We start from the raw sequence: 22275 nt of genomic DNA, 5'->3' as shown, positions 1-22275 counted from the left end.
ATCTGTCTCACCGGCCCGCCGCGCTGGCGAAGTGGGCGTCGATCGAGGTGACGCGCCCCTGCCCGTCGAAGCGGATACTGACCGGCGTGCCGTCGGGCAGGACCACGGAGTAGCCGTCCTGTGTCTGCTGGAGTTCCACCCCGTGGCGGCCGAAGTACCCGGTCACGACCTGGTGCTCCGAGCCGCCGAAGACGCCCGCGCCGGTCATCAGCATGCGGGGCAGCTTGACCGGGTCGGGCGCGGCCCGCGGCACGTTCGGGTCGTTCGGCACGAAGTAGACCCGGGCCTCGGGGCTGGCCTGCGCGCCGATGTACCCGGGCGCGCCGAGCATGCTCATCGCCCCGAACGCGAGCGTCTCCGCCGCCATCCGCGGGTCCGGCGCACCGCTCAGCGGGACGAGTTCATTCGTGAACTCGGGAATCTGCTGCTCGTGCCCGAACCGCCGTACGGCGTGCGCGGCTCCGGCGACGGGCTTGTTCCCGAACCCCGGATTCGCCCACCCCCACAGCCACGATCCGTCTCTGGAATCCCACGTCCCGAGCACGGATATCCGCAGTTCCTGGCCGCCCTGGCGGTAAGAGCACTGATCGAGATCAGCGCTCCAGTCCCCTTGGGGCAGGAATGCGTTGAACGTTTCGAGCTGCTCCACGCCCCAAGCGGCATAAGGCTGGACCGTCCGGACAAAAGCCTCACTGAATGCTGCGCTGTTCATCCCCCGACCCTACGAAGGCCGTCGGCGCGGCGGGAGATCCGGGGCGACGGTGCGGGTCGTTTGCGCGCCTAGGCCGGATATTCGTGCGTCGCGGCGAATGCGGTGAAATTTGCCCACGCGGCGGGAGTGACGGACAGGTGGGGACCGTCGGAGTTCTTGGAGTCCCGGATGTGGATGGCGGTGGGCTGTACGGCGATCTCGACGCAGGTGCTGCCGGCCTCGCTGCCGCTGTAACTGGACTTGAACCACTTCAGTGCGGGGTTCATCGCTGCTCCCGGGCGAACGCGGTGAAGTCGGCCCATGCGGCCGGGGTGACGGCCAGGCGGGGCCCGCCGGGAATTTTGGAGTCACGGATGTGGATGAGAGAGGGGGATTCCGCGATCTCGATGCAGGCGCCGCCCTGCTCCGTGCTGTAGCTGGACTTGAACCACTTCAGTGCGGGGGTCATCGCTCTCCTAGCAGCCGGTCCAACAGGCGTTTGGTCTCAACGCGGTTGAGGGCCTGTGTCCGCAGCATCGCATACTTGCGCGCCAGGATGCTCACCTCGCCCGGGACGGAAATGAGCTGACCACCACGCTGGGATTCGGCGTAGGCGATGTGAAGGTGTTCGGGTGTTTCGATCAGGATGAACGGGCCCGAGAGGCCGGCGTGTTCTTCGCGTCCGATCGGCATGACCTGGAGCGAGAGGCCAGGCCGGTCCGCGCACTGTCGCAGATGGGCCAGCTGCTCCGCGAAGACCTCCTCACCTCCGAAGCGGTCCAGCAGCGCAACTTCGGAGATGACGAAGCTGGCGGTGGGGGGCTCCTTCCGGTGAAGGACGCACTGGCGCTCCAGGCGTGCCGCTACGCGTAGCTCAATTTCCTCATCGGTCAGAGCCGGGATCTCGTTGTGGAAGACCGAGCGAACGTACCCTTCCGTCTGCAGTAGTCCGGGAACGACCTGGTTCTCGTACCAGGAAAGCGTGACGGCTTGGCGCTCGTGGTCGATGAACTCCGCCGCCCACACCGGGTACTTCTCGGCCTCCGGCATGTACTCCACCGACACCGCCAGCACGCCTCTCGTGCCCAGTTCCAAATCCAGGCGTTCGGCCAAGTCCCCCTTCAGCGGGCGTCTGCCCTGCTCGATCGAGGCGATGGTCTCCTCGCCGATGTTCAGGCGGTCTGCCAGCTCTCGCTGGGTGTACCCAGCAAGGCGGCGGAACAGGGCCAGTTGGGCGCCGACGAGGCGTTGGGAGGACGCGTTCTTCCGGGGCTGCATGGTGACCCACTCCCACCATTTCCCGCGTCCTACCCGCGCCGTACCCGTACAGCGAATCTGTACGGGTACGGCGAGTGCCGCGGCCCGGCCGCGCCACGCACGATGCGTACCGTGAGCGAACACGAGTGGTTGCGGGAGCGGTGTTACGCGCGGGCGCGCAGGTCCGTGCCGGAGGCGCGGGCGTTTGCCGCGCGCGCCTTCGCGGACTGGGGGCTCGGGCCCCGTACGGACGACGCGCTGCTGTGCGTGAGCGAGTTGGCGACCAACGCGCTGCGGCACGGCGTACCCCCGGGGCGGGCGTTCCGGCTCCGGTTGTACCAGTACGCCGACGACGGCGGCACCGTACGGATCGAGGTGCACGACTCCGGGCCGGGATGGCCGCGTACCCCGTCACCGCCGCCCGGCGCGGACGCGGAGCGCGGCCGGGGGCTGCTGCTCGTCGGGGCGCTCGCCGACAAGTGGGGGGTCTACGGACGGGATCCCGGCAAGGTCGTCTGGGCTACGCTCGGCGCTTCAGGATCTTGACCGGGGGAGCGTAATGCGCAGTGCTGTCGTGACGCGGGACGGGGCGCGGATGCGCTGGGTCGAGCTGCCGGGGCGGGAGCCGGCCCGGGTGTACGTGCATGGGCTGGGGGCGACGTCGCCCGCGTACTTCACCGAGGCGGCCGTGGACCCGCGGCTCGCCGGGCACCGGTCGCTGCTGATCGACCTGTTGGGGCACGGGATCAGCGACCGGCCGACCGACTTCGACTACCGGCTGGAGTCGCACGCCGACGCGCTCGCCGCGGCCCTGACGGAAGCGGGCGTGACCGGCGCGGAGATCGTCGCGCACAGCATGGGCGGGTCCGTGGCCGTGGTGCTGGCCGACCGTCATCCCGAGCTCGTCTCCCGGCTGGTGCTGGTCGACGCCAATCTCGATCCGCTGACGCCGACACCCGGTGCGGGCGGCAGCAGCGGCATCGCGGCGTACTCGGAGGCGGAGTTCCTGGCAGGCGGCTGGGCGGAGGTGCGGGAGCGGGCCGGGGCGCACTGGTGGTCGACCATGCGCCTGGCCGGGCGGGAGGCGCTGCACCGCAGCGCCGTCCACCTCGTACGCGGCACCCTGGCGGGCGGCACCGAGCCCACCGTGCGGGAGGTGCTGGCGGGGCTGAAGATGCCCCGTACGTACCTGCTGCCGGCGGCCGACGGCGAGCTGCCGGGCGCGGCGGCGCTGATCGATTCCGGGGTGCGGATCGTCCCCGTACCGGACTGCGGGCACAACATCATGCTGGACAACCCGGAGGGTTTCGTCCGGGCCACCGCAGCCGCGCTGGATGCCCCGGGCGAAGGCTGAATGTCGGATTCCGGACCCCTTGTTGCGGTACCGGCACCCCCGCTGACGTGGCATTAGTCGTCTGTTAGCGGAACGGCAGCGTGATCTTCGAAGCTGATTGTCGTCCGGGAGCGAGACGCCAGATCAGAGCAACGGGAGACACGATGAACACCGCTACCGCCACCGCCACCCGCCGTTTCCGCGGCCGCCGCATCGCCGCCGCCGTCGCCGTCGCCGCGGCGCTGGGCCTGGGGGTCACGGCCTGCGGGCAGGGTGACTCGGGCGCCGCCGGCTCGTCGAGCTCGTCGGCCCAGCCCTCGAACGGCTCCTCCTCGGGTGGCTCCTCCTCGGCCGACTCCGGTGCGCAGGGCCAGAACGCCGGCAAGTCCGACGGCAGCGCGGACAGTTCGGGCGGCGCCGCTGGTACCGACAGCAAGTCGGCGCCCGAGGGGGGCGGTGTGGCCAACGCGGGCAACCACAAGACGGTCGTCGGCAAGCTGGAGTACATGGCGCCCGGCAAGCTGATCGTCAAGCGCCAGGACGGTGGCATGGACCAGGCGTTCTTCGTGGCCAACGCCACCAAGGTCCTCGGCGCGGCCTCGATCTGCTCCGACGACCCCGACGACGGCGTGTCCCTGGGCGACGACGGTTACGGCACCGCGGAGTGCACGGTGGAGCAGCTGGAGAAGGCCGCCAAGACCGGCAGCGTGACCGTTCGCGTCACCATGAGCACCAAGTCCGGTGCCGCCGAGACGGTCGAGGAGAAGTACCACCCGTAAGCCCGCACGGGAGAAGTACCACCCGTGAGCCCCACGCCTCAGGAGCGCACGGAAGCCCTGCCGGGACCACCGCCCGGCAGGGCTTCCGCTTGTCTGTCGCTCAGGCGGTCAGAGCCGCTCAGGCGTCCGGATGCCCAGGAGGGCCATGCCCTTGTGCAGCGTGCGGGCGGTGACGTCGCAGAGGAAGAGGCGGTTCTCGACCACGTCGGGGGCGTTGTCCTCGCTCAGCACGTGGCACTGGTCGTAGAAGGTCGTGTACAGGGACGCGAGCTGGTAGAGGTACGCCGTGAGCTTGTGCGGGGCGTACTCCGCCGCGGCGTCCAGGACGATCTCGCCGAACTGGTCGAGGTGCAGACCCAGCGCCCGCTCGGCCGGGGCCAGCGGGAGCTCCGGGTGGGCCACGGGCCGGGCCTCGCCCGCCCGGCGCAGGATCGACTTGATCCGGGCGTGCGCGTACTGGATGTACACGGACGTGTCGCCGTTGAGCGACACCATCTGGTCCAGGTCGAACTTGTAGTCACGGTTCGCGGACGTCGAGAGGTCCGCGTACTTCACCGCGCCGATGCCGACCTGGGCGCCCCGCTCCTGGATCTCCTCCTCGGTGAGGTCGCGCGCCTTCTCGCGCACCACCTCCGCGGCGCGCTGCGCGGCCTCGTCGAGCAGGTCCTCCAGGCGGACGGTCTCGCCCGCACGCGTCTTGAACGGCTTGCCGTCCGCGCCGAGCACCGTGCCGTAGCCCATGTTGTGGGCCGTGACCTCGTCGTTCAGCCAGCCCATCCGGCGGGCCGTCTCGAAGACCATCTTGAAGTGCAGCGACTGGCGCACGTCCACGACGTACAGCAGGGTCGTCGCCTTCAGGCCGAGGGCGCGGTCGCGGATCGCGGAGAGGTCGGACGCCGCGTAGCCGAAGCCGCCGTCCGCCTTCTGCACGATGAGCGGGACCGGCTGGTCGTCCTTGCCCTTGATGTCGTCGAAGAAGACGACGAGGGCGCCCTCGGAGCGGACCGCGACGCCGGACTCCTCCAGCAGCCGGGCGGTCTCGGCCATCATGTCGTTGTACGCGGACTCGCCGACGATCTCGTCGTCCCGGATCTCCATGTCCAGCTTCTCGAAGACCGAGTAGAAGTAGACCTTCGACTCGTCCACGAACCGCTGCCAGAGCTCCAGGGTCTCCTTGTCGCCCGACTGCAGGGCCACGACCCGCTTCCGGGCCCGCTCCTTGAACTCCTCGTCCGCGTCGAAGACGGCGCGCGAGGCCTTGTAGACCCGGTTCAGGTTGCTCATCGCCTGCTCGCCGTCGACGTCGGCGGCCGGGGCCAGCTGGTCGGGGTTCTCGATCAGGTACTGGATGAGCATGCCGAACTGGGTGCCCCAGTCGCCGATGTGGTGGCGGCCGATCGTCTTCTCGCCCGTGAAGTCCAGCATGTGACGCAGGGCGTCGCCGATGACGGCGGACCGCAGGTGGCCGACGTGCATCTCCTTGGCGACGTTCGGCTGGGCGTAGTCGATCACCGTCGTGCCCGGGTTCGACGCGTACGGCACGCCCAGGCGGTCGTCGGCGGCACGCGCCGCCAGCGTCTTCACGATCGCCTCGTCGGTGATCGTGATGTTGAGGAAGCCGGGGCCGGAGACCTCGATGTCCTTGATCAGCTCGGGGGCCTCGATGCCCTCCACGACCTTCGACGCCAGCTCGCGCGGGTTGCCCTTGAGCTTCTTCGCGAGCGCCAGCATGCCGTTGGCCTGGAAATCGGCCCGGTCACTACGTCGCAGCAGCGGGTCGGCGGCGCCGGCCTCCGGCAGGGCTGCCGAGAGGGCGTCCGAGACGCGCTGGTTGACCGTAGCGGCGAGAGAAGGGACCGAAGCCATGGAGTGCTGCCGTTCCGTCGGAGGGGATAGGTGGTCAGAGTTTGCCGCCAGTATTTCACGGCGGGGTCGGGAGCCTCCGCCGGATTTTGGTGCCGCCGGGCGCCGGGCGGCGGGGGCATTGATCACGGGGGCGTCTGGGACAATGGGACGGCCAGGCTTGCGGCCTGGGCGGGCCCGCTGCCGGATCACGCACCGGCGCGGCACGACCGCCGGGCGCCGGACCGGGTTCACGACCGTAAGCGACCACGTGATCGACCACGTGGTCGAGCGAACGCGCGATGCAGAAAAGGAAGGGCCGACCGTGGCTCAGAGCACCGAGACAACCGACTGGGTCTCCCGTTACGCGGATGAGGTCATCACCGAGTCGGAGCGTCGCGCGCCTGGCAAACCGGTCGTCGTCGCTTCCGGCCTGTCCCCCTCCGGCCCGATCCACCTGGGCAACCTGCGTGAGGTCATGACCCCGCACCTGGTCGCGGACGAGGTCCGCCGCCGCGGGTACGAGGTCCGCCACGTGCTGTCCTGGGACGACTACGACCGGTACCGCAAGGTCCCCTTCGGCGTCGAGGGCGTGGACGACTCCTGGGCCGAGCACATCGGCAAGCCGCTGACCAGCGTCCCGGCCCCCAAGGGCTCCGCCTACCCGAACTGGGCGGAGCACTTCAAGGCCGCCATGGTCGACGCGCTCGCGCAGCTGGGCGTCGAGTACGACGGCATCAGCCAGACCGCGCAGTACACCGCCGGTACGTACCGCGAGCAGGTCCTGCACGCGATGAAGCACCGCGGTGACATCGACGCGATCCTCGCCCAGTACCGCACGAAGAAGGCGCCGGCGAAGAAGTCGCAGAAGCCGGTGGACGAGGCCGAGCTGGAGGCCGCCGAGGGCTCCGGCGCGGCCGGTGAGGACGACGGCAGCGGCGGCGGCGCGGGCTACTTCCCGTACAAGCCGTACTGCACGGTCTGCGGCAAGGACTTCACCACCGTCACCGCGTACGACGACGCCACGACCGCCCTCACCTACACCTGCACCTGCGGGCACGGCGAGACGGTGCTGCTGAACGAGTTCAACGGCGGCAAGCTGGTCTGGAAGGTCGACTGGCCCATGCGCTGGGCGTACGAGGGCGTGATCTTCGAGCCCTCGGGTGTGGACCACTCCTCGCCCGGCTCGTCCTTCCAGGTCGGCGGCCAGATCGTGGGCATCTTCGACGGCGAGCAGCCGATCGGCCCGATGTACGCCTTCGTCGGCATCTCGGGCATGGCGAAGATGTCCTCGTCCAAGGGCGGCGTGCCCACCCCGGCCGACGCCCTGGAGATCATGGAGCCGCAGCTGCTGCGCTGGCTGTACGCGCGGCGCCGCCCGAACCAGTCGTTCAAGATCGCCTTCGACCAGGAGATCCAGCGGCTGTACGACGAGTGGGACCGGCTGGACGCCAAGGTCGCCGACGGCTCCGTGCTGCCGGCCGACGCGGCGGCGTACGCCCGTGCCGTCGGGACCGCGGCCGGTGAGCTGCCGAAGACGCCGCGCCCGCTCCCGTACCGCACGCTCGCCTCGGTCGCCGACATCACGGCCGGGCACGACGAGCAGACCCTGCGCATCCTCAGCGAGCTGGACCCGGAGAACCCGGTCGGCTCGCTGGACGAGGTCCGGCCCCGGCTGGACCGCGCCGAGCAGTGGATCACCAGCCAGGTCCCGGCCGACCAGCGGACCATCGTCCGCGAGGAGCCGGACGCCGAGCTGCTGGCCTCGCTGGACGACCGGGCGAAGGAATCGCTGCGGCTGCTGCTGGACGGCCTGGACACGCACTGGTCGCTCGACGGGTTGACGCACCTGGTCTACGGCGTGCCGAAGGTCCAGGCGGGCTTCTCAGCCGACGCCACCGCGAAGGAGCTGCCGCCGGAGATCAAGACGGCCCAGCGGACGTTCTTCGCGCTGCTGTACCGCCTGCTGGTCAGCCGCGAGACCGGCCCGCGGCTGCCCACGCTGCTGCTCGCCGTGGGCGCGGACCGGGTGCGTACGCTCCTCGGCGCGTAGCCGTCACGCGCCCTCGGGGAGGGCGCGCGGCTGCGACTTTCGGCGGACGCCGTGCACGACGGGCTCGGCCCCGGGAACGATGTGTCCCGGGGCCGTTTCCGTGACCGTGGACACATGAAGGGTTATCCGAAGGCTTTCCTCGGGCTCGTCGGCTGGCTCGCCCTCATCCAGGGCGCGATGGGCCTCGGCGGGCGGTTCTTCACCGACTCCGAGTGGGGCCTGCTGCACCGCTGGGTCGACACGCCCCCGCTGTGGGCGTACGCGACGATGCTCATCGTGGGCGGCGCGGTCGTGTGGTGGAGCGAGGCGGACCGCAAGAAGACGAGCGGGGCCGGGGCGAAGACCTGAGCCGTCCGGTCAGGCGATGTGCTCGGTCGGTCAGGCGATGTGCTCGGTCTCCATCTCCTGGCGGAAGCGGCCGCGGAAGTCACGCACGTACGTCCGCAGGTAGTTCTCGCTCAGCGGGCCGACGCCGTCCCTGCCGGTGACGCCGTAGTTGTTGAGCAGATAGCGGGCGAACTGGTGCGGGTCCGGGAAGTCGTTCTTCTCCGCCACGTACGAGCGGAACGCCACGTAGAACTGCTCATCGCGGGAGAGGCCGTCGGGCAGCGACTCCATGGGTGGCTCGGGGATGTACTCCGGCTCGAAGCCCGGCTCGAACTGCGGCTGGTACTCCGGCTCGGATTCGGCCGCCACCCGCTGTTCGGGGACCGGGACCGGCGCGCCCGCGTTGCCGAGAGGCCGGCTGCGGCCGGGGCCGACGGGGACGGTGAGCCGGTCGGCGGTCCCGGCGGGGGCGGGGAGGGGCTCCTGGTGTGCGGCGGCGGGCTCGCCCGGAGCGGGCGCGGTCGTGCGCGGGGCGGGAGCGGGCGCCTCGGCCTGCTCGACCGGCCCGGCCGACTGGACCGACTCGGCCGGCTCGACCTGCGTCGGGTGCTCCCGCGGCGCGGCGTCGAGCCCCGCCGGGTCGAGCGCCGCCGCATCGTGCCCCGCTGTGTCGCGCCCTCCCGTCTCGCGTCCCGCCGGGTCGAGTTCGGCGCGGCGTACCGGGCTCTGCGGCTCGCGCGCCGGTTCGAGCCCTGCCGCCGCGAGCCCCGCCGGGACCGTCTCGGCCAGCGGCACCCCGTACCGGGCCAGCCGCAGGGGCATCATCGCCTCCACGGGTGCCTTGCGCCGCCACGCGCGCCCGTACCGGGACCGCAGCCGCGCCTGATACACCAGCCGGTCCTGCTCCAGCTTGATCACCTGCTCGTAGGAGCGCAGCTCCCAGAGCTTCATCCGGCGCCACAGCCGGAACGTCGAGGCGGGGGCCAGCAGCCAGCGGGAGAGCCGGACGCCCTCCATGTGCTTGTCGGCGGTGAGGTCGGCGATCCGCCCGACCGCGTGCCGGGCCGCCTCGACCGCGACGACGAAGAGCACGGGGATCACCGCGTGCATCCCGACGCCGAGCGGGTCGGGCCAGGCCGCCGCGCCGTTGAAGGCGATCGTCGCGGCCGTCAGCAGCCAGGCGGTCTGCCGCAGCAGCGGGAACGGGATGCGGATCCAGGTCAGCAGCAGGTCGAGGGCGAGGAGCACGACGATCCCCGCGTCGATGCCGATGGGGAAGACGTACGAGAAGGCGCCGAAGCCCTTCTGTTCGGCCAGGGCACGGACCGCCGCGTACGAACCGGCGAAGCCGATCGCGGCGATCACGAGCGCGCCCGCGACGACGACACCGATGAGTATTCGGTGCGTACGGCTCATCCGCATCGCGGCCACCCGCGATCCCTCCCCGCACTCGGCTGACTGGCGCGCCTAGCCTGGCACACCTCGGAGGCCGAGAGCGGGGAGGGCCTCAGGCGTTACCCGAGTGGTACGGCGGAGCCGGGACCCATGGGGCGGGTATGTCCTACTTGTTCGCCTGGGCGATCGCGTTGACGGCCTGCTTCGCGGCCTCCTGCGAGTCCTTCACCATCTCGTCGCCGTCCGGCGCCTTGGCACCGGCCAGGCCCGCGCCGTTGAAGTTGATGGTGACCACGGCGTTGGCGGTACGGGCGACGAGCGTCTGGTTCTTGAAGTCGTTGCCGTCCTTCTTCAGGTCGTACGTGACCATGGTCGCCTGGTCGCCGATGCCCTTGGCGTTCTCGCTCTTGACGTTCTTGGCGTCCTTGGTGGTCCTGGCCGCGTCGACCTGCTTGTTGAAGAAGCCGTTGGCGCGCTTGTCGCCGGAGCCCAGGGCCGGGTCGGAGTCGTAGCGCTGCAGGTTGACCGCGAGCCAGCGGAACTGGGTGCCGTTGATGCCGCCCTTGCCCTGGCGCTCCTCGCTGCTCCAGGTGCAGGTGCCGTGCGCGGCGGTGTCGCTGCTCTTGCCCTCCTCGCCGCTCTCGTCCTTCACGGCGGGCAGCATCTTCTTGACGCGGTCCTTGGTGATGGCCTTGCAGGGGTCGGGGAGCTTCTTGAACTTGCCCGGCGCCACCTTCGGCGAGGAGCTCGGGGCCGCCGACTTCGAGGCGTCGCCGCCCGAGTCCTTGCCGGAGTCGTCGGAGCAGCCGGCGACGAGCATCACCGGTACGGCTGCGCAGGCGAGGTAGCTGGCGAGTCGCTTGGCTGAACGGTGCATGGTTCCTTCGCTTCATCGTCGTGCGAGCGGCCGTTCCGCGCGCAGGGCCCAGGTGGCCCCTGGGTCGCACGGTACGCGGCGGCCGGGCGCCGTTGGCCGATTCACGTCGTTACTCGCCGACGGTAACCGGTCACAGCGACCGGTACCGCTCATCCGGTCCAGTGCGCGGCGAGCTCCGCGGCCAGCTTCTGGGCCTTTTCCTGCAGCTCACGACGGTCGGGAAGGACCGAGGTGTCGGTGGACCACTGGTCGTACTCAATGGTGACGATCACATTCGACGACCGGAAAACGACCGTGATGTCGCGGTGTACACCGGAATCCGCCGTGACCAGCGCGTCGTCCAGGAAGGCGGCGTCGCCCAGGTCGTCGAGCGGGCGCGGCGCGAGGCTCGCCGCCGTGTCGGGGGACTCGTCGGAACCGGCGGAGCCGGAAGAATCGGACGGGTCGCCTTCGTCCGTCCGGGTGCCGGAGGGCTGCGTGGCGTCGCCGGAGCCCTTGCCGGGCGTCCTGCCGGCGGTCTCGTCGTCGCCCTTCTGGCGCGCCGACGGGCTGCCCGACGGGTCGGCGGCGGCGCCCTTGCCACCGGAGGGGCGGTCACCGCGCTCGTCAGCGGCCCCGGACTCGTCCTGTGTGGCGTTCGAGCCCTTCCCGCCGGCCGAGCCCTTCTCGTTGTCGGCCGAGCCCTTCTCGCTGCCGGTCGGGGTCGGGGTCCGGACCGGCGGGGTCTTCGCGGCGTCGCTGGGGATGTGGGCCGCCAGCTCCTTCTTCGCGTACAGCTCCTGGGCCTTGTCGTCGTCGCTGGCGGCGCCGTCGTACGACACGACGCGCTGCAGGTCGACGGTGAGGTGGCGGCTGCCCTCGGACGTCTCGCGCTTCCAGCGGCAGCCGACGCGGCGGTCGGTGTCGAAGGTGATGTCGGCCTGGCCGCGGTAGACCTTGTCGGCCTCGGCTGGGGTCTCCGAAGCGCCGTCGGTGGGCAGCAGGCTGCGCAGCGTGCTCCGGCCGGGCAGTCCGCAGGGCTCGGGCAGCGAGTCGAACCTGCCCGGCTCGGCGACCGGCGCCGAGGACGTGCTGTCGCCGCTCTTGGAGTCGTCGGCCCCCGCATCGGCGTCGGAGCCGCCGGAGCAGCTGGTGAGGAGGGTGGCCAGCGCCACGGCCGCCGCTACCGCGGCCCCTCGTACGGACGACCTTCGCTGCACCGTCACCGGCTCCTTCCGTACGAAATCCGGTTGCCGCCGAGCAGCGGCTGATGGACACAATGTCTACCGCACGCATCGCCGCGCATGCCGGTCCGCCGTCGTTGATCGGGTGCTATGTCCGCGATTTGCGTTTCTCTCTTTATTTGCGTTTTCTATCGTTTCGGGGGAATGAGGAAGTCATGTCGTACGTGGAAGTGCCTGGTGCGCAGGTACCCATCCGCATGTGGACGGACCCGGCCACGGTCGAGGGCGCCGCGCTGCAGCAGCTGCGCAATGTCGCGACCCTGCCGTGGATCAAGGGCCTCGCCGTGATGCCCGACGTGCACTACGGCAAGGGCGCCACGGTCGGCTCGGTCATCGCGATGCGCGGCGCGGTCTGCCCGGCGGCGGTCGGCGTCGACATCGGCTGCGGAATGTCCGCGGTCAAGACCTCCCTCACGGCGAACGACCTGCCCGGCGACCTCTCCCGCCTGCGCTCGAAGATCGAGCAGGCCATTCCGGTGGGGCGCGGGATGCACGACGACGCGGTGGACCCGTCCCGCCTGCACGGCTACGCCACGGCCGGCTGGGACGACTTCTGGACCCGCTTCGACGGCATCGCCGACGCGGTCAAGTTCCGCCAGGACCGGGCGACGAAGCAGATGGGGACGCTCGGTTCGGGTAACCACTTCATCGAGTTCTGTCTGGACGAGAACGACTCCGTCTGGCTGATGCTGCACTCCGGCTCCCGGAACATCGGCAAGGAGCTCGCCGACTTCCACATCGGCGAGGCCCAGAAGCTGCCGCACAACCAGGGCCTGGTCGACCGCGACCTCGCCGTCTTCATCGCGGACACCCCGCAGATGGCGGCGTACCGCAACGACCTCTTCTGGGCGCAGGAGTACGCCAAGCACAACCGCGCGATCATGATGGCGCTCTTCCAGGACGTCGTACGCAAGGAGTTCAAGAAGGCCCGCCCGGCCTTCGACCCGGTCATCTCCTGCCACCACAACTACGTGGCGGAGGAGCGGTACGAGGGCATGGACCTGCTGGTGACGCGGAAGGGGGCGATCCGGGCCGGGAGCGGGGACTACGGGATCATCCCGGGCTCGATGGGCACCGGCTCGTACATCGTGAAGGGGCTCGGCAACGAGAAGTCCTTCAACTCCGCGTCGCACGGCGCGGGACGGAAGATGAGCCGCAACGCCGCGAAGAAGCGTTTCTCTACGAAGGACCTGGAGGAGCAGACGCGGGGCGTGGAGTGCCGCAAGGACTCCGGCGTCGTGGACGAGATCCCGGGTGCGTACAAGCCGATCGGCAAGGTGATCGAGCAGCAGAAGGATCTGGTGCAGGTCATCGCGAAGCTCAAGCAGGTCATCTGCGTGAAGGGCTGAAGCCCGGCTCTGCACCTGCCTGATGGCCCCGGACGGCTTGTACGTGTCCGGGGCCATCGGTATGTCGCAAGTCGCGTACCGGCGTCGAATGCGCTCTCGTGGGGTCAGTTGCCGCAGCTGCAAGCCGAAGATTCCTGCTTCGTGTCAGCCGCAGGGGAACTGCTTGTGCAGCAGGCGCCCGCAGTGGAGTCGAGGGCTGCGCTCTTCCCCATCCGGTCGGCGTCGGCCTTGACGACGTAGACCTCCCAGGGCTCCTTGCCGGGGCCGTGGACCCAGACCTTGTCCTGGAGGGCGTAGCAGCAGGAGGTGTCGTTCTCCTCGAAGGTCGCCAGCCCCGCGTCCTTCAGGCGGTCGGTGGCGGCGGTGACCTGGCCGGTGCTCTCCACTTCGACGCCGAGGTGGTCCAGGCGGGTGTCCTGGCCCTCTTCTCCCTCGATGAGGACGAGCTTCAGCGGGGGTTCGGTAATGGCGAAGTTGGCGTATCCGGGGCGGCGCTTGGTCGGCTCGACGCCGAACAGTTTGGAGTAGAACTCCACCGATCCTTCGAGGTCGGCGACGTTGAGAGCGAGCTGAACACGGGACATGGCGGTCTCCTTCGATCGTCCTGCATTGACGTTTGTCGATGCAAGCTTGCGCCCTGGATTGAAGTTCGTCAACATAGAGGTATGTCGAAACAAGAGCTAGAGGTGCTCGGTCGGACCGAAGCCTGCTGCCCGGGTCTGCTGACCGCGCCGCTGGATGCGGATCAGGCCGTGGAGCTGGCGAAGGTGTTCAAGGCCCTGGGGGACCCGATCCGGCTGCGGCTGCTGTCGATGATCGCCTCCCGCGCCGGGGGAGAGGTCTGCGTCTGCGATCTGACGCCGGCCTTCGATCTGTCCCAGCCGACGATCTCCCACCACCTCAAGCTGCTGCGAGAGGCTGGTCTGATCGGCTGCGAACGTCGTGGGACGTGGGTGTACTACTGGCTGCTGCCGGAGATGACCGACCGGCTCGCCGGGCTCCTCACCCGCCCTGTCGGTCAGCCGTCTCCCGGGCACCCCGCCGAGGCCGGGGCCGCCTCGTGACCGCCGAGACCACGCCTACCGCCCCCGTGGTAGCTCGACTGTCGTTCCTCGACCGCTACCTCGCCGTATGGATCCTGGCCGCCATGGCCGCCGGCCTCGGCCTGGGCCGCCTCGTGCCCGGCCTCGGCGATGCGCTGGCCGAGGTCACCGTCACCGGTGTCTCGCTGCCGATCGCGCTCGGTCTGCTGGTGATGATGTACCCGGTCCTGGCCAAGGTCCGCTACGACCGGCTGGACACCGTCACCCGCGACCGCCGGCTGCTGATCCCGTCCCTCCTCCTGAACTGGATCGTCGGCCCGGCGGTCATGTTCGCCCTCGCCTGGATCTTCCTCCCGGACCTGCCCGAGTACCGCACCGGCCTGATCATCGTGGGCCTGGCCCGCTGCATCGCCATGGTCATCATCTGGAACGACCTCGCCTGCGGCGACCGCGAGGCCGCCGCCGTACTCGTCGCCCTGAACTCCGTGTTCCAGGTGATCGCGTTCGCCGCGCTCGGCTGGTTCTACCTGTCCGTACTGCCCGGGTGGCTCGGCCTGGAGCAGACCGGCCTCGACGTGAGTGTGTGGGAGATCGCCCGCAGCGTGCTGATCTTCCTCGGCATTCCGCTGGTCGCGGGGTATCTGACCCGGCGGCTGGGTGAGAAGGCCAAGGGTCGGGCCTGGTACGAGTCGCGGCTCATCCCGCGCATCGGCCCCTTCGCCCTCTACGGACTGCTGTTCACCATCGTCGTCCTGTTCGCGCTCCAAGGAGACGCGATCACCTCGAAGCCGGTCGACGTGGTGCGGATCGCCCTGCCACTGCTGGTGTACTTCGCTGTCATATGGGCCGGCGGCATGGCCCTGGGCAAGGCCGTCGGCCTGGACTATCCACGCACGACGACCCTGGCGTTCACCGCAGCGGGCAACAACTTCGAGCTCGCCATCGCCGTGGCCATCGCCACCTTCGGAGCCACTTCCGGGCAGGCCCTGGCCGGCGTCGTCGGCCCCCTCATCGAGGTGCCAGTACTGATCGGCCTCGTGTACGTGGCCATGGCCACCCGCCGATTCTTCCCCCGCCCCGCCGGACCGGTCGAGGCACCGACCGCTGAGGAGAATTCCACCCGTGTCTGATCGACAGAAACCATCGGTGCTGTTCGTCTGCGTGCACAACGCGGGCCGCTCCCAGATGGGTGCCGCGTTCCTCACGCATCTTGCGGGCGACCGCATCGAAGTCCGCTCTGCCGGCTCCGCCCCGGCCGATCGCGTCAACCCTGCCGTGGTGGAGGCGATGGCCGAAGTCGGCATCGACATCACCGCGGAGACCCCCAAGGCCCTCACCACGGGCTCCGTCCAGGCATCCGACGTGGTCATCACCATGGGCTGCGGCGACGCCTGCCCGGTCTTCCCCGGCAAGACCTACCTGGACTGGCGACTGGAGGACCCGGCCGGCCAGGGGCTCGCTGCGATACGGCTGATCCGCGATGAGATCCGGGCCCGCGTCGAGGGCCTTGTCGCCGAGCTCACGGCGGAAGATCGACAGACGCCCTGAGCTCCCAGAAGTCTTCGGTGAAGTCCTTCAGGCGGTCGGCGAGCCGGCCGAGCGTGGGAACGGCGTCGCGGACCCGGCCGTCGGCGTCGATGTACCGCACGGCCTGTACGCGGTGGTACGCGGGCTCGGGCGGCATCCGGGGCACGACGTCGTTGTGGTTGACGAACCGGAACATGCGCTTGGTGAAGGCCTTGTCGTGTGCCCGGGCCAGCACGCGGTCGCAGGTCCGCGGCTGTCCGAAGGTGTGGATGCCGTCCGTCGTCAGGTGCGGCTCCTCGAAGTGCGGCCGGCAGCCGGCCGGCATGGCAAGGCCCCGCCGAGGCTGAGCCCGGTCAGCCATACCGTCTGCGCGCTGTCGCGCAGCTCCGTGAGCGCGGTACGGACATCGGGGAGAACGGAGTCCGATGCCTCCCCGAAGCCGTAGGGGACGCAGCCCGTACCGCCGGGACCGGGCCGGTACGGCGTGGCGACGTCCGAAGCCAGTCCCGCGGCTCGCTCCGTACAGAGAGGTCCCGGCCGAACCGCGGGATGCTCCTCGGTGTCCGGCGGCGGGCTTGCTGCGGATGCAGCGCGTGGGCGTGGCGTGGCCGGCCTTCACCGGTCCTTCCTGGTCCGTTGCCGGTTCATGCGGATGCGGATCGTGGTGCCGTGCGGGGTGGTGCGCATGTCGGCGGCGTCGCTGAGCTGGCGGATGATCCACAGGCCGCGGCCGTCGAGGCCGGCGGTGCTGGGCGGCAGATAGCCGGCCAGGGCGGTGTTCAGCGTGCCGTGCGGGTCGGTCACCTCGCAGTAGATCTCGCCCGGCGTGGTCCAGATGCGGCAGCGGCCGAGGCCGCCGCCGTGGCGTACGGCGTTGGCGGCGGCCTCGTCCACGCACACCAGCAGGCTGTTGATCCGGTCGGCGGAGAGCCCTGCCCGGCGCGCCAGCCGGGCGGCGAAGTCCCGCAGTTCGGCGACCTGCTTCGGGCCGTCGAAGCGGAACTGGCTTGCGTCCCGGGGCGGGGCCGGCAGCGGCACGCTGTCGCAGGCCGCGCTGAAGTCCTCCGGCGCGACGTGCGCGGGGTTGGGCCGGTGCTCCCCGCCGGTGGTCAGCGTGGGGTGGGTGAGCTGCGCGGTGTGCAGGAGCGCGGTCGGCAGTGCGCGGGTGTCGTACGGGCACAGATGCCAGGCGCCGGTCGAGGCGAGGGCCAGCGTGAGCAGCGCCTCGTACCGGGTCCATTCGCGGACCTGGACGGACGAGAGGCCCTCCCAGGGCGTCTCGCCCAGGACCCGGGAGCGGCCACGGGCGGCACGTGCCCGGTCGTGGAAGTCCAGCAGCGCCTGAGCGGGGGTGCGGTACCAGGAGAGGGCGAAGGTGACCTCGTCGGCCCGCGTGGCCAGCTGCCGTCGCAGGAGGGCGGTGTTGTGCGGGGTGGTGGCGATGAACACCGGCTCTCGGGCATCCAGGCCGTCGCGGGCGAAGGGGACCGCGGAGGCCAGGAACTGTTCGTCGTTGCCGTAGAGCAGCAGGTGGTGCGCGTGGCGGGCTGGGCCCGGCCCCGCGGACGCACGTGACTCAGTCATCGCAGTCTTCCTCCAGGAGAGTCAGGGGAAGCTCGGGCCGGGTCCAGCCGCAGGCGGCCAGCATCTGCCCGATGATCGGTGTCCCGGCGCGGAGGATCAGGCGCCGGCCGGGTGCCAGCAGTTCGGCGTAGGACACCAGCGCGTGCAGGGAGGCAAAGCTGAAGAACGTCACCTTGCACAGATCGATCGTGATCCTGTCGGGGGTCCCGTCGAGGGCGAGCAGGTGAGTGAGGAAGGCGTGCTGGTTGGTCAGGTCGACCTGGCCCGACAGGCGGAGGCCCGGCGGGGCGGCGGTACGCCAGATCCGCAGTTGTTTGTCGGCGTAGGCAGGCGGCCGCACTGGGGGCCTCTTCCCTGCGCGCACCGCGACGCTTCCCGAGGCGGGCCTGAACCGCGGCCGCCCGGCCCGGAGACCGGGGATGCCCCACGGTGCGGCGGCGGTAGGTAGCGGCCGATCACACGGGACCGGAGGAACGTCCGCTGGCGGCATGGCGCTTCTCCTGTTCGAGGCCGCCGAATGCCCGCAGCAGAAACGCGCTCGATTCCGGTGGAGGCATCCACGGATTTTCTCCGAGGCTACGCCGGTCCGCCGCGACAAAGCGGGCACCGGAGGTGCACATTCCGCACCGCCCGGCACCACGTCACCGCTGGGCGCCTCCCGCCCCGGCGCGAGCGGACGGGCCCGCCGGCCGGGTCAGTCGTCGTGCGCGTCGGCGGGCGGGGTGTCGTTCCGGAGGTCGGCCACCGCCCGGCGGACGCGCTCCGCGCGGCGCCGGGCCTCGTCGGCCCGGCGCGACGAGTCCGGGCCGAGCCGTTCGTACTCATCGGCCAGCGCGTCCTGTGCGGCGCCGAGCGCGGCGGCCGTCTCCGCGAACAGATCCTCCAGGCGGCGCACCCTGGCTTCCAGGTCCTCGTGCGGGGTGGGGGCCTGACTGGCCCGGAGCACTTCGGTGGCGGCGACCTCCCGGTCGACGGAGCGCTGTTCCCGTTCGTCGCGCGCGTCGGCGCGGTGCAGCGCGGCCTCGCTGCGGTCCAGCCGGTCCCGGCTGGCTTCCATCAGCCCCCGGGCCCGCATGATCGCCTCATGCGAGCGCTGCCGTGGGCTGGGGGCCGACCCTCCCGTCGCACGGGCCCGCTGATCCATCCGGCCCTCCCACGCAGCGAGCCGCTTCTCCCGCGCGTCCGCATCGGCCTCCCGCGCGTCCGCATCGGCCTCCCGCGCGTCCGCATCGGCCTCCCGCGCGTCCGCATCGGCCTCCCGCGCGTCGGCCCTGCTCTCGCGGTCGTCGGCCCTGCGCTCTCGCTTGTCGGCCGCGCTCTCGCGGTCGTCCGCCCCGCGCTCGCGCTCGCCGGCCTCCCGGCCCTGGTCGGCGGCGGTGTCCTCCTGCTCATGCGCACGGTGCGCGGGGTCGGCTGCGTCGTGCTCTTTGCCCGGCCGATCCTTACTCATAGTGGCAGTATGCCCGGCTGCTTCCAGGGCGCCACACAACGTGACGGCCAAGAGGCGACGTGCGCCCCGGCAGGGTGACGGTGATGCGGCGGGGCCCGTCCCCGGGCCGTGGAGGTTCAGCTTGTCCCGCCACCTTTCCGGACGGGACAAGCCTGACCGAGCGCCGGCCCCGGGTGCCCGCCCTCGACTTGAGCGGCAGGTACCCGCGAGCCGCTCTTCCACGCCCGCCGGGTGTCAGAAGAAGGTCGCGGCCCGGCCGCCGGTCATGGCAGCGGCCGTGGGCCGCCGGCCCTCAGCGCAGCTCCTGGATGCGGATCTGGTTGCCCGCGGGGTCGCGGAAGGCGCAGTCGCGGACCCCGTACGGCTGCTCGGTCGGCTCCTGGATCACCTCGGCGTCGCCGGCCTGGAGCCGTTCGAAGGTGCCGTCGAGGTCCTTGGTGGCGAGCATGATCCAGCCGTAGGTGCCCTTGGCCATCATCTCGGCGATCGTGCGGCGTTCGTCGTCGGTGATGCCGGGGTCGGCGGCCGGCGGCGCCAGGAGGATGCACGTGCCGGACCCGCCAGGGGGGCCGACCGTGATCCAGCGCATCGTGCCGGTGCCGACGTCGCTGCGGACCTCGAAGCCGAGGACGTCGCGGTAGAAGGCGAGGGAGGCGTCCGGGTCGTCGTGCGGAAGGACGCTGGTGTGAATGGTGATGTCCATGTCCGTCACGCTAGCTACCGGTCCGTGGCGCCGCTTCTCGATTCCTGACCGGTCTGGTCACCTGCTTCGCCACGCACGCCGGCAGCTCCGCCGACCCGTCCGCCGCCCGGCGCCGGTACACGCTGGGCGGCATGCCGACCAGCTCCCTGAAGCGGGTGCTGAAGGTGCCCAGCGATGAACAGCCGACCGCGAAGCAGACCTCGGTGACGCCCAGGTCGCCGCGGCGCAGCAGTGCCATCGCGCGCTCGACCCGCCGCGTCATCAGATAGCTGTACGGCGACTCGCCGTAGGCCAGCCGGAACTGGCGGCTCAGGTGCCCCGCGGACATGTGCACGCCGCGCGCGAGCGCTTCGACGTCCAGCGGCTGCGTGTACTCCCGGTCGATCCGGTCACGGACGCGGCGCAGCCGGGCGAGCTCGCGCAGGTGCTGTGCCGCGGCGGGTCTGCTGGTCACGTGCACGATCGTGCCACGTCCCGCCGGAGTGCACCGGCGTTCGCCCGGTGCGGACGACGCGGCGGGCGCGGGGAGCCGGCGGTACGGAAAGTGGTGCGTTCTGCTCCGCATCGTGGACACGGCGCTCCGTCCGTCGGCGTATTTGCGGAAGGCGAGGGGCTCGCGGCAAACGGAGCGGTGGCATCCTGAATGCGTTCCTGCCCCGCCGCGGTTGCCGATCCCGTCGCGAGCGACAGCGGACCGGCCGAGACCCCGCCCCACCGCGAACCGTTCGTGCCCTGGAGCCGGCCATGCCCACTGAACCCGCTGAGCACGCCGGGCAACGCACCGCGCGTGAAGAAGAGCTCGCCGCCGCGTTCGTCGAACTCGCCGACACGCTGGTCGCGGACTTCGACATCATGGATTTCCTGCACGTGCTCGCCGAGCGGGCGATCGCCCTGCTGCCGGTGGACGCCGCCGGGGTCGTGCTGCTCGACGCCCGCGGCCGGATGGTCGACGCCTCCGCCACCGACGAACGGACCCGGCAGCTGGAACTGGCGCAGATCGAGTGGGAGGAGGGCCCGTGCCGGGACTGCACCCGCACCGGCAGCGCGGTCCCGTACACGCTGCTGGACGCCGCCGAGGCCCGGGACCGCTGGCCGCGGTTCACCGGCTGGGCGCTGGCGCGGGGGTTCGCCGGGGTGGCCGGCATGCCCCTGCGGCTGCGGGAGCGGAGCGTCGGCGCCCTGAACGTCTTCCGCTGCTGCCGCGAGGCCCCGAGCAGGGCCGAGCTGCGGCTGGGGCAGGCCCTGGCCGACGTGGCGACCATCGGCATCCTTCAGTACCGGGCACTGCGCGATCGGAGCCTGCTCGACGAGCGGCTGGAGGACGCCCTGGGCAGCCGCGTCGTCGTCGAGCAGGCGAAAGGGGTGCTCGCGGAACGCCTGCACGTGAGCCTGGACGAGGCTTTCGAGCGACTCCGCGCGCGTGCGCGCAGCCGGCGGAGGCCGCTGACCGACCTTGCCCGAGCGGTGATCGACGGCCGCGGGGACGACGCCGAGCCGGCTGATCCGTCACCACCCGGTTCCTGAATGATGCCGCTTCCGCACTCTTGATGCGGAGATCCGATGCCGACGAGTCCAGAGGCCCCGGTCAGCCCCCAGATGGCGGCCGTGCTCGCCATGGTGGCCCCCGCCGCGCCGGGCCTGGCCCAGGTGCCGGCGGACCGGTGCGCCGAGGCGCTCGGTCTCACCGGCGTCACGGTCTCGGCCCTGACCCGGGGCCGGAGCCTGGAGCTGATCTGGCACGCACCGGCCGACACCCTCGGGGCCGCCCTGGAGGACCTCCAGTACACCCTGGGCGAAGGGCCGTCGCTGGAGTGCGTCCACCACAACCGCGCCGTCCTCGAACCGGACCTCGCCCGCACGCCCGAGACCCGCTGGCCGGTGTTCCTGCCCGACGCGCTGCACGTGGGGGCCGGTGCCTTCTTCGCGTTCTCGCTGCGGATCGGCGCCATCCAGCTGGGCGTCTTCGCCGGTTACCGGACCCGCCCGGGGGCGCTCGGCCCCCAGCAGTACCGCGACGCGCTGGCCTTCACGGACTCCGCGACGTATCTGCTCCTGGGGGGCGTACCCGGCGCCCGGGGCCGGCGCGACCCGCTGGCGGACCTCGCCACGCTGCACCGCGCCGAGGTCCACCAGGCCACCGGGATGCTCTCCGTCCGCCTCCGGATCTCCCTGGACGAGGCGCTGCTGGCGATCCGTACCGAGGCCTTCAGCAGCGGACGGCCGATCCTGGACGTGGCCCGCGACGTCATCGTCCGCCGGGAACCCCCGGACGTGCCGTCCGCCGACTGAGACCCGGGCGGGACGGCGAGAGGGCCGGACCCCGGGTGGGATCCGGCCCTCTCGGACGTGACGGGTGCGCGGTCAGACCGCCGGCTGGGCCTCCGGCCGGCCCGGGGACTGCACGGGGCCGGCCGGCGGGCCCGCCTTGTACAGGGCGTCCCAGGTCGTCGGGGAGACCACGCCGTCGGGGACGAGACCGTGGTCGGCCTGGAAGTGGGCCACGGCCGCCAGGGTGTTGGTGTCGAAGGCGCCGCTGAGGTTGTTCCAGCCCAGGTACTGGCGGTTGGCCAGCAGGCACTGGATCTGGGAGACCTGGTCGCCGGCCTCGCCGAGGGCCACGGCGCCGCGGTCCTCGGAGAAGGCGCACGCCGCCGGGCCGTGCACGACGTTGTCGCCCATGGCGGCGGAGGCGGGCGTGGCGAGCAGGCCGGTGGTCAACAGGCCCGCGCCCGCGGCCAGGACGGCCGCGCGCTTGAGGGCCCTGCCGGGCCTGCGGAAACGGGGGGTGGGGATACGGAAAGTGCTCACGCGGGTCCCGTGCCCTGCGGGTGGAAAATCATGT

General features: G+C 71.1%; 27 protein-coding genes. 11 read left to right on the top strand and 16 right to left on the bottom strand.

The window, feature by feature from the left end; genetic code table 11:
- Positions 1-7: 7 nt before the first annotated feature.
- The 4 genes from ACIGQF_RS15320 to ACIGQF_RS15305 all read right to left on the bottom strand — a co-directional run bounded on the left by ACIGQF_RS15320 (position 8) and on the right by ACIGQF_RS15305 (position 1969).
- Entirely contained in the window at positions 8-712 is a 705-nt protein-coding gene (locus ACIGQF_RS15320) for a DUF6882 domain-containing protein (RefSeq protein WP_399710082.1), read from the bottom strand.
- A 68-nt stretch (positions 713-780) separates the two neighbouring features.
- Complete coding sequence (locus ACIGQF_RS15315; protein WP_399710080.1) at positions 781-978, bottom strand: DUF397 domain-containing protein; 198 nt, start codon at positions 976-978, stop codon at positions 781-783.
- On the bottom strand, positions 975-1160 hold the full coding sequence (locus ACIGQF_RS15310) for a DUF397 domain-containing protein (protein WP_399710078.1): 186 nt from the start codon (positions 1158-1160) through the stop codon (positions 975-977). Before ACIGQF_RS15310 ends, ACIGQF_RS15315 begins: the two co-directional genes overlap by 4 nt.
- Positions 1157-1969 (bottom strand): Scr1 family TA system antitoxin-like transcriptional regulator, encoded by an 813-nt coding sequence (locus tag ACIGQF_RS15305; RefSeq protein ID WP_399710075.1) that lies wholly within the window; start codon positions 1967-1969, stop codon positions 1157-1159. Before ACIGQF_RS15305 ends, ACIGQF_RS15310 begins: the two co-directional genes overlap by 4 nt.
- A 102-nt stretch (positions 1970-2071) precedes the next feature.
- Between ACIGQF_RS15305 and ACIGQF_RS15300 the strand changes: the two genes are divergently transcribed.
- The 3 genes from ACIGQF_RS15300 to ACIGQF_RS15290 all read left to right on the top strand — a co-directional run bounded on the left by ACIGQF_RS15300 (position 2072) and on the right by ACIGQF_RS15290 (position 4060).
- The gene (locus ACIGQF_RS15300) at positions 2072-2494 is read left to right on the top strand and encodes an ATP-binding protein (protein ID WP_399710073.1); all 423 of its coding nucleotides are present in this window, start codon (positions 2072-2074) and stop codon (positions 2492-2494) included.
- 13 nt (positions 2495-2507) lie between these two features.
- A complete protein-coding gene (locus tag ACIGQF_RS15295) occupies positions 2508-3302 on the top strand; it encodes an alpha/beta fold hydrolase (protein WP_399710071.1) in 795 nt (264 codons plus the stop codon).
- A gap of 143 nt (positions 3303-3445) precedes the next feature.
- Positions 3446-4060 carry a hypothetical protein gene (locus tag ACIGQF_RS15290; RefSeq protein ID WP_399710069.1) on the top strand — a complete coding sequence of 205 codons (615 nt, stop codon included), beginning with the start codon at positions 3446-3448 and terminating at the stop codon, positions 4058-4060.
- Positions 4061-4168: 108 nt separating this feature from the next.
- On the opposite strand, the gene argS is transcribed toward ACIGQF_RS15290, so the two are convergent.
- Complete coding sequence (gene argS / locus ACIGQF_RS15285) at positions 4169-5926, bottom strand: arginine--tRNA ligase (protein WP_399710067.1); 1758 nt, start codon at positions 5924-5926, stop codon at positions 4169-4171.
- 301 nt (positions 5927-6227) lie between these two features.
- Between argS and lysS the strand changes: the two genes are divergently transcribed.
- Positions 6228-7955, top strand: coding sequence for a lysine--tRNA ligase (lysS, locus tag ACIGQF_RS15280; RefSeq protein ID WP_399710065.1), 1728 nt, complete (start codon positions 6228-6230; stop codon positions 7953-7955).
- A gap of 114 nt (positions 7956-8069) precedes the next feature.
- The gene (locus ACIGQF_RS15275; RefSeq protein WP_361557857.1) at positions 8070-8303 is read left to right on the top strand and encodes a hypothetical protein; all 234 of its coding nucleotides are present in this window, start codon (positions 8070-8072) and stop codon (positions 8301-8303) included.
- Between the two features lie 30 nt (positions 8304-8333).
- On the opposite strand, the gene ACIGQF_RS15270 is transcribed toward ACIGQF_RS15275, so the two are convergent.
- The 3 genes from ACIGQF_RS15270 to ACIGQF_RS15260 form a co-directional block, all read right to left on the bottom strand.
- The gene (locus tag ACIGQF_RS15270; protein ID WP_399710063.1) at positions 8334-9713 is read right to left on the bottom strand and encodes a DUF2637 domain-containing protein; all 1380 of its coding nucleotides are present in this window, start codon (positions 9711-9713) and stop codon (positions 8334-8336) included.
- 130 nt (positions 9714-9843) lie between these two features.
- Complete coding sequence (locus ACIGQF_RS15265) at positions 9844-10554, bottom strand: DUF3558 family protein (protein ID WP_399710061.1); 711 nt, start codon at positions 10552-10554, stop codon at positions 9844-9846.
- Between the two features lie 149 nt (positions 10555-10703).
- Positions 10704-11753, bottom strand: a complete 1050-nt coding sequence (locus ACIGQF_RS15260) for a hypothetical protein (RefSeq protein ID WP_399710059.1) — start codon at positions 11751-11753, stop codon at positions 10704-10706.
- A 179-nt stretch (positions 11754-11932) separates the two neighbouring features.
- Here ACIGQF_RS15260 and ACIGQF_RS15255 point away from each other — a divergent pair, with 179 nt between their 5' ends.
- Positions 11933-13126, top strand: a complete 1194-nt coding sequence (locus ACIGQF_RS15255; RefSeq protein WP_399710057.1) for an RtcB family protein — start codon at positions 11933-11935, stop codon at positions 13124-13126.
- A 104-nt stretch (positions 13127-13230) separates the two neighbouring features.
- Here the strand turns inward: ACIGQF_RS15255 and ACIGQF_RS15250 are convergent, their stop codons facing one another.
- On the bottom strand, positions 13231-13710 hold the full coding sequence (locus ACIGQF_RS15250; protein WP_399710055.1) for an ArsI/CadI family heavy metal resistance metalloenzyme: 480 nt from the start codon (positions 13708-13710) through the stop codon (positions 13231-13233).
- Positions 13711-13791: 81 nt separating this feature from the next.
- On the opposite strand from ACIGQF_RS15250, the gene ACIGQF_RS15245 reads away from it, so the two are divergent.
- The 3 genes from ACIGQF_RS15245 to ACIGQF_RS15235 are packed head-to-tail and all read left to right on the top strand — an operon-like array spanning position 13792 to position 15717.
- Positions 13792-14190 carry an ArsR/SmtB family transcription factor gene (locus ACIGQF_RS15245; protein WP_399710053.1) on the top strand — a complete coding sequence of 133 codons (399 nt, stop codon included), beginning with the start codon at positions 13792-13794 and terminating at the stop codon, positions 14188-14190.
- Positions 14187-15299, top strand: coding sequence for an ACR3 family arsenite efflux transporter (arsB, locus tag ACIGQF_RS15240; RefSeq protein WP_399710051.1), 1113 nt, complete (start codon positions 14187-14189; stop codon positions 15297-15299). Before ACIGQF_RS15245 ends, arsB begins: the two co-directional genes overlap by 4 nt.
- Positions 15292-15717, top strand: a complete 426-nt coding sequence (locus ACIGQF_RS15235; protein WP_399710049.1) for an arsenate reductase ArsC — start codon at positions 15292-15294, stop codon at positions 15715-15717. Before arsB ends, ACIGQF_RS15235 begins: the two co-directional genes overlap by 8 nt.
- Here ACIGQF_RS15235 and ACIGQF_RS15230 read toward each other — a convergent pair.
- The 6 genes from ACIGQF_RS15230 to ACIGQF_RS15205 form a co-directional block, all read right to left on the bottom strand.
- Entirely contained in the window at positions 15689-16021 is a 333-nt protein-coding gene (locus ACIGQF_RS15230; RefSeq protein ID WP_399710047.1) for a hypothetical protein, read from the bottom strand. The genes ACIGQF_RS15235 and ACIGQF_RS15230 overlap by 29 nt on opposite strands.
- Positions 16022-16311: 290 nt before the next feature.
- Positions 16312-17280, bottom strand: coding sequence for an anti-sigma factor RsbA family regulatory protein (locus ACIGQF_RS15225; RefSeq protein WP_399710045.1), 969 nt, complete (start codon positions 17278-17280; stop codon positions 16312-16314).
- Positions 17273-17620 carry an STAS domain-containing protein gene (locus ACIGQF_RS15220; protein WP_399710042.1) on the bottom strand — a complete coding sequence of 116 codons (348 nt, stop codon included), beginning with the start codon at positions 17618-17620 and terminating at the stop codon, positions 17273-17275. Before ACIGQF_RS15220 ends, ACIGQF_RS15225 begins: the two co-directional genes overlap by 8 nt.
- Positions 17621-17974: 354 nt before the next feature.
- Complete coding sequence (locus ACIGQF_RS15215; RefSeq protein ID WP_399710040.1) at positions 17975-18730, bottom strand: hypothetical protein; 756 nt, start codon at positions 18728-18730, stop codon at positions 17975-17977.
- A 292-nt stretch (positions 18731-19022) separates the two neighbouring features.
- Complete coding sequence (locus ACIGQF_RS15210) at positions 19023-19433, bottom strand: VOC family protein (RefSeq protein ID WP_399710038.1); 411 nt, start codon at positions 19431-19433, stop codon at positions 19023-19025.
- Positions 19434-19443: 10 nt separating this feature from the next.
- Complete coding sequence (locus tag ACIGQF_RS15205; protein WP_399710036.1) at positions 19444-19887, bottom strand: helix-turn-helix transcriptional regulator; 444 nt, start codon at positions 19885-19887, stop codon at positions 19444-19446.
- Between the two features lie 290 nt (positions 19888-20177).
- Between ACIGQF_RS15205 and ACIGQF_RS15200 the strand changes: the two genes are divergently transcribed.
- Positions 20178-20957, top strand: coding sequence for a GAF and ANTAR domain-containing protein (locus ACIGQF_RS15200; protein ID WP_399710034.1), 780 nt, complete (start codon positions 20178-20180; stop codon positions 20955-20957).
- 36 nt (positions 20958-20993) lie between these two features.
- On the top strand, positions 20994-21722 hold the full coding sequence (locus ACIGQF_RS15195) for an ANTAR domain-containing protein (protein WP_399710032.1): 729 nt from the start codon (positions 20994-20996) through the stop codon (positions 21720-21722).
- A gap of 72 nt (positions 21723-21794) precedes the next feature.
- Here ACIGQF_RS15195 and ACIGQF_RS15190 read toward each other — a convergent pair whose 3' ends face one another.
- Positions 21795-22241, bottom strand: coding sequence for a peptidoglycan-binding protein (locus ACIGQF_RS15190; protein WP_399710029.1), 447 nt, complete (start codon positions 22239-22241; stop codon positions 21795-21797).
- Between the last annotated feature and the right edge of the window lie 34 nt (positions 22242-22275).

The organism is Streptomyces sp. NPDC053560 (assembly GCF_044544605.1).
Taxonomy (GTDB): Bacteria; Actinomycetota; Actinomycetes; order Streptomycetales; family Streptomycetaceae; genus Streptomyces.
This window is presented reverse-complemented; position numbering and strand designations above follow the sequence as displayed.